Genomic DNA, 6,000 nt, shown 5'->3' with positions numbered 1-6,000 from the left:
GAATCGCTCCACTTGTGTGGGGGCGGGTTCCCTTGCGGGGGTGGGTTGTTGGGGGCGTTGTGCCTGAGAGGCGGTGAGCGGCTGCTCGGGGCCGGGGGCCAGGGGCTGCGCGGGGTTGGGGGCAGTGACTGGGGTTCCGGCTGGCGGGGTTCGTTGTGCCCACCCTTCCCCAAGGTCTCGGCTTCGCTCGACCAGGGGAGACCCCGATCGCCCTGCGGAACGACTGCCCACAACGGGGGACGGAACGGTGGAACGGTTGCCTGCGGCGTGAGGTGACGAAGGCTCCTGGGCGAGCTCAGCCTTCGCTCTCGCCCTAACCGCTCGCCACCGCGTGAACGTCCCCAGTGCGAAGATCGTCAGGACGAGCAGGATCATCAGCTCGCCGATCAGTAGGCCCCAGAACAGACCGTAGCCCGAGAGGGAGTTCGGGGGAGTGTCCGGCCAGGCCGATGGCAGGTCGTGGGGGGCCGTTACCAGGGAACGCAGGGCCATCGGGCTGTGAGTGAACGATACGGCGGGGGGCCAGGCCCCGTGGGTGAAGAGGCCCCCCAGGCCGGTGGCCGTCCATACCAGGACCGTCAGGCCCAGGAGGAAGGCCAGCAGGCCCACCAGGAGTCCGTCCGGGATGCCGCGCTGGTCGCCTCTCGGGGTGCCGGTTCCGTTCACTTCAGGCCACCGTGGACTCGGGCGAGTCTGCCGCCGAGGACATTTGCTGTTCCACCAGCGCTGCTCGGCGTTCTGTTTCCGATTCGAGTTGGGAGTCCAGCTCCGAGGCCAGGATGTCGTCGGTCGCGGCCGATTCCGTCATGGCCCGGTCGGTGAAGACCAGGGGGCGTTCGCGTTCTGTGATCAGGTGCTTCACGACTTGGACGTTGCCGTTCACGTCCCATACCGCGATGCCTGGGGTGAGGGTGGGGATGATCTCCACGGCCCAGCGGGGCAGGCCGAGCACCCGGCCCGTCGCCCTTGCCTCGTCCGCCTTCTGCGCGTAGATGGTGCGGGTCGAGGCCATCTTCAGGATCGCTGCCGCCTCCCTCGCCGCCGCTCCGTCCACCACGTCGCTCAGGTGGTGGACCACCGCTACGAACGACAGGCCCAGGCGCCGGCCGAACTTCAGCAGGCGCTGGAAGAGCTGGGCCACGAACGGGCTGTTGATGATGTGCCAGGCCTCCTCGACCAGGAAGATGCGCTTCTTCCGGTCCGGGCGGATCCAGGTGTGCTCCAGCCACACGCCGACGATCGCCATCAGGATCGGCATCGCGATCGAATTTCGATCGATGTGGGACAAGTCGAAGACGATCAGCGGGGCGTCCAGGTCGATCCCCACCGTGGTCGGGCCGTCGAACATGCCGCGCAGGTCGCCGTCCACCAGGCGGTCCAACACCAACGCGACGTCCAGGCCCCAGGCGCGTACGTCGTCTATGTCGACGTTCATCGCCTCGGCCGATTCGGCCTCGGGGTGGCGGAGTTGCTCGACGATGTCGGTCAGGACCGGTTGGCGGTCCGTGATCGTGGTGTTGACGTACGCGTGTGCCACCTTGAGAGCGAAACCCGATCGTTCGTCCAGGCCGTGTCCCATCGCAACTTCGATGATCGTTCGAAGGAGCGCGAGCTGGCCCGTCGTCGTGATCGCCGGGTCCAGGGGGTTGAGCCGGATGCCGCCGTCCATCGCGGTCATCGGGTCGAGCCGGATGGGAGTTATCCCCAGCTCGCGCGCGATGAGGTTCCACTCGCCGACTCCGTCCTCGCCCTGTGCGTCGAGCACGACGACCTGCCGGTCGCGGAACCTCAACTGCCGCAGCACATACGTCTTCTCAAGCGCCGACTTGCCGTTGCCGGACTCGCCGAGTACCAGCCAGTGCGGGGCCGGCAGCTGCTGTCCGTACAGCTGGAAGGGGTCGTAGATGTAGCCCTTGCCGCTGTACACCTCTCGCCCGATGATCACGCCCGAGTCGCCGAGGCCGGGAGCCGCCGTCGGCAGGTAGACGGCCTGGGCCTGGCCCGTGGAGGTGCGGACGGGCAGCCGGGTGGTCTCCACCTTGCCGAAAAGCAGGGCGGTGAAGGCGTCGGTGACGAGAGACAGCGGATCTCGCATGGCGGGTACTGCCTCTCAACTAGCGGCGGATGCCGGTCGCGAACGGCAAGGTGTTGACGAAGGCCCGGTGGTGCTCGCGGTCGCACCACTCCAGCTTCAGGTACGACTTGCCGGCGGAGGCTCTGATGGTCCGCTTGTCGCGGGCCAGCGCCTCCGGTGAACGCGAGGACACCGTGATGTAGCCGACCAGGTTGACGCCCGCGGCGCCGCTCGCGAGGTCTTCGCCGCGCTGGTCGAGGCGGCCGTGGGCGGCGATGTCGCGGGGGTCGACGGTGCGGTTCATCTTGGCCGCGCGGGACGCCTCCGCCTCGTCGTTGGTCTTTTCCGTGAGCATTCGCTCAATCGCAACTTCGGTCGGTTCGAGGTCCATGCAGACGGCGACCGTACGGATGACGTCCGGGGTGTGGACGAGCAGCGGGGCAAGGAAGTTGACGCCGACCGGGGTCATCGGCCACTCCTTCACCCACGCGGTGGCGTGGCACCAGGGCGCCCTGGTCGAGGACTCGCGGGTCTTGGCCTGGAGGTACGTCGGCTCCACGGCGTCCAGCTCGGCCGGCCAGGCGTTGCGCTTGGTCATGGCCTGGATGTGGTCGATGGGGTGGTCCGGGTCGTACATGGAGTGCACGAGCGAGGCGAGCCGGCTCTGGCCGAGCGGCTGGCGCACCCGGATGTCGGCCTCCGCCAACCGGGCGCAGATGTCGGTCAGTTCACGCGCCATGACGACCGCGAGCCCCGCGTCCCGGTCGAGCTTGCGGCCGTGCGGGTTCGCGGCGCGGGCCATCGCGTGGGCCTCGGCGGCGAGCTCGCGGCTGTACTGCATGCAGGCCACGAGGTATGCACGGTGCTGCTCGCTGGAGGTGGACACCATCGACTGGAGCTGTTCGTACGACTCCTTCAGCCAGTCCGGGGACTTCGTGTCGCCGCGCTGGGCTACGTCCTTGGCGTGCGCGTCGGGGTCGGCGGGCAGCGTGCGGGCCAGCATCTGAAGCCGCGTCACAAAGCCGTCGCCGTTGGCGACATGCTTGAGCAGCGTGCCGAAGCGGTCGACCAGGGCCTCTTGGTCCTCGCTGTCGCGCAGCCCGACGCCGGGGCCCTCGATCTCGATGGCGGCGGTGACGGTGCGCCGGTCCGCGTGCAGCAGGACCGCGATCTCGTCGGGGCCGAAGGGGGCGGCGAGCCAGCTGATGTGACCGATGCCGGGCGGCGGCCCGACCTCGACCTCGCGCCCGTCGAGGCCCACGCCCGCCTCGGCCGAGCCGGAACGGTAGGTGGTGCCGCGCCGGAGCGAGCGCTTGTAACTGCGGTTGATTTCAAACCACTTGTAGAACGTGCGGTGCTTGTACGGGAGGTACACCGCGGCGAGCGCCAGGAACGGGAAGCCCATCAGGAGCACGATCCGCAGGGACAGGACGGGGACGAGCAGTCCGCACATCATGCCGAGGAAGGCGCCGCCGATGATCAGCACGATCTCGCCGGTCTCGCGGTTCTTGCCGACGACGGCCGACGGCCGGGCGCGGCCGATCAGATACGTACGGCGGGGCGTGACCGGTTGGGACTGGGTCGTCAACGCCCTCCACCTCCAGTGTTCTTGTTACCTGTGCCGCCGGTGTTGTGGCGGTGGGAGTGCGGTGTGCCGGACGTCGGCGCGGAGCCGCTGCGCGGCGGAGGTGCGGCGGAAGGGACAGTTCCGCCGCCGACCCCGCCGCCGGAGCCCCGGCTGCTGTGGGCGGCCACGCCACCGGACATGGGGTTGGCGGGGCGGGCCTGGGCGGCGCCGCCCCCCTGGTTGCCCCGGCCGCTGTGGGTCTTGATGCCCTGCGAGACCAGTGCGGCGGGCGAGGAGATGAGGGCGGCGGCCTGGGAGCCGTCGGTGGCCTGCTTACGGTTCGTACGGGCCGAGGCGATCTCGTCGCCGAAGCCGGGTACGAAGCGGTAGATCATCGCCGAGGCGAAGATCGCGAGCAAGATGATCGCCAGGCCCGAGACGACGGCCGAGAACGAGTCGGGGCCCTTGCCGGAGGAGAGCGCTCCGGCCAGGCCGAGCACGATCACGATGACCGGTTTCACCATGATCACGGCGATCATGATGCCCGCCCAGCGGCGCACGTGGCCCCACATGTTCTTGTCGACGAGCCCCGCGTACACGACGGTGCCGAGCAGCGCGCCGACGTACAACAGGGCGGCGCGGATGACCAGTTCGAGGAACAGCACGCCCGCGGCGAGGATCGAGACCAGGGCGACGACGATCAGCATGATCGGGCCGCCGCCGATGTCCGTGCCCTTCTTGAGCGCGGCCGAGAACGACCCGAAGAACACGTCCGACTGGTTGCCGGTCGCGTTCGCGATGGCCTCGGTCACGGCGTCCGTCGCCGATACGACGGTGTAGAGGATCAGCGGGGTGAACGCGGAGGCCAGCACGGTCAGCCACAGGAAGCCGACGGCTTCCGAGATCGCCGTCGACAGCGGCACCCCACGGATCGCGCGCTTGGCCACGGCCAGGAGCCACAGGACGAGGGTGAGGAAGGTGGCGGCGGCGAAGACGACGGCGTACTGGGTGCGGAAGCTGTCGTTGGTGAAGTCCACGGTTGCGGTGGACTTCACCGCGTCGGAGAGCTTGCCCACGATCCAGGCGGCTGCGTCGGCACAGCCCTTGGCCAGGGAGGTGAGGGGGTCGGCGGCTTGGTTGGGGTCGGTTACGGGTGCGCTGCCCTTGCTGGAGCCGGATTCGCAGTAGTCCCTGGCGGGGCCGCGGATGAGGTCGCACGCGTTGTTGCTCGGGCTGGGACTGGGGCTCGGGCTGCCGCCCGACGCCCCGCTCGGAGTCGGCGTGGGGGAGGGCGCGGCATACGCTCTGCTCGCGAGCAGGATGGCCGCCGTCTGGACGGCCGTGAACGCGGCAGTGACGGAGAAGGCGCGGCGGGGCGGCTTACCGGGCATACGTGAACCCTCCGAACTGCTCCACGGCGTCGGTCATGTCCTTGGCCGGAGCGGCGGCCTGGTCACGGCCGACGGGTGCCGGACCGTCCTTCTGCGTGAAGTCGGCGATCTTCCAGTCCCCGCCGGTCCACTTGAGCTGGAACGTGTTCGTGAACCAGCTCTCGGACACCGGATTCTTGGAGCCCTCGCCCGCCAGCCCGAACAGCGCCGAGTACCAGACCGACACGGTCGCGGTGGCACCGTCGAACTTGTCGGCCTTGGCGCCGACCGGGTTGGTCCGGGAGATGAACGTCTGCCCAGCGGGCGCCGTTCCGTCCGGGTTGAGGCCGATGCGGGTCAGGAAATCCTTCCCGGAGTACACCTTGTCGAGGTCGCCCTGCCGGGCCGTTGCGACGTCGGGGGCGTACACCGTGTTCACGATCTCGTGTCGGCGGCTGGTGCTGAACATCCCGTCGGAACCGAGCGCCACCGCATAGTTGGCCGCAGCCGACTGCGCCCCCTGCTCGGTCTGCGGGAAGCCGGACGCGATTCCGGCCTGCTTGCCGGCCACCGGCTTCGTGCCCGTCGCCGCCGTCGACTGCGGGTCCGGCTTCTTCGCGTTCTGGTTGTCCGAGGTCGAACCGGAATCGCCGCCCCGGTTCGCGAAGGCGATCGCGGCCACCAGCAGGACCACTACGCCCACCACCATCACCAGCGAGCGGGTGTTGCGCGGGGGGCGGCGGGCGCCGCCGTAGATGTCGCCGGTGCCTTCGGGCAGGCGGGTGCGGGTCTGGCGGGTGCCGCCGAGCGTGCTGAAGCGGTCGCCGGCGGGGCCGGGATCGCCTCCGCCGTGGCCCGGCTCGTCGTCGAAACTCATGCCTGCGCCCCCTCGACCGTGTGCGGTTCCGCGTAGTACGACGGTAGCCGTGCTGGTTCCCGCGCGGGCGCGGTGTGGTGACTCGACATCAGGGAGACGCAACCTCTGCCGG

The 6,000-nt window shown here is 69.4% G+C and carries 4 protein-coding genes; all 4 read right to left on the bottom strand.

Features of this window, described 5'->3' with window-relative positions:
* Positions 1-667: 667 nt before the first annotated feature.
* The 4 genes from ADK54_RS30790 to ADK54_RS30775 are packed head-to-tail and all read right to left on the bottom strand — an operon-like array spanning position 668 to position 5,888.
* The gene (locus tag ADK54_RS30790; RefSeq protein WP_053729030.1) at positions 668-2,095 is read right to left on the bottom strand and encodes an ATP-binding protein; all 1,428 of its coding nucleotides are present in this window, start codon (positions 2,093-2,095) and stop codon (positions 668-670) included.
* 19 nt (positions 2,096-2,114) lie between these two features.
* Positions 2,115-3,662 carry an SCO6880 family protein gene (locus ADK54_RS30785; protein ID WP_053729029.1) on the bottom strand — a complete coding sequence of 516 codons (1,548 nt, stop codon included), beginning with the start codon at positions 3,660-3,662 and terminating at the stop codon, positions 2,115-2,117.
* On the bottom strand, positions 3,659-5,032 hold the full coding sequence (locus ADK54_RS30780; RefSeq protein WP_199827064.1) for a hypothetical protein: 1,374 nt from the start codon (positions 5,030-5,032) through the stop codon (positions 3,659-3,661). Before ADK54_RS30780 ends, ADK54_RS30785 begins: the two co-directional genes overlap by 4 nt.
* A complete protein-coding gene (locus ADK54_RS30775; RefSeq protein ID WP_053729028.1) occupies positions 5,022-5,888 on the bottom strand; it encodes a hypothetical protein in 867 nt (288 codons plus the stop codon). Before ADK54_RS30775 ends, ADK54_RS30780 begins: the two co-directional genes overlap by 11 nt.
* Positions 5,889-6,000: the final 112 nt, after the last annotated feature.

The organism is Streptomyces sp. WM6378 (assembly GCF_001279695.1).
Lineage (GTDB): Bacteria > Actinomycetota > Actinomycetes > Streptomycetales > Streptomycetaceae > Streptomyces.
The sequence above is the reverse complement of the archived record's forward strand: the minus strand, read 5'-3'. Positions and strand labels throughout refer to the sequence as shown.

Bases quoted from the DNA above. Each gene is read 5' to 3' on its own strand.
- ADK54_RS30780 (WP_199827064.1), bottom strand. From the start codon at position 5,032: ATGCCCGGTAAGCCGCCCCGCCGCGCCTTCTCCGTCACTGCCGCGTTC.
- ADK54_RS30775 (WP_053729028.1), bottom strand. From the start codon at position 5,888: ATGAGTTTCGACGACGAGCCGGGCCACGGCGGAGGCGATCCCGGCCCC.
- ADK54_RS30790 (WP_053729030.1), bottom strand. From the start codon at position 2,095: ATGCGAGATCCGCTGTCTCTCGTCACCGACGCCTTCACCGCCCTGCTT.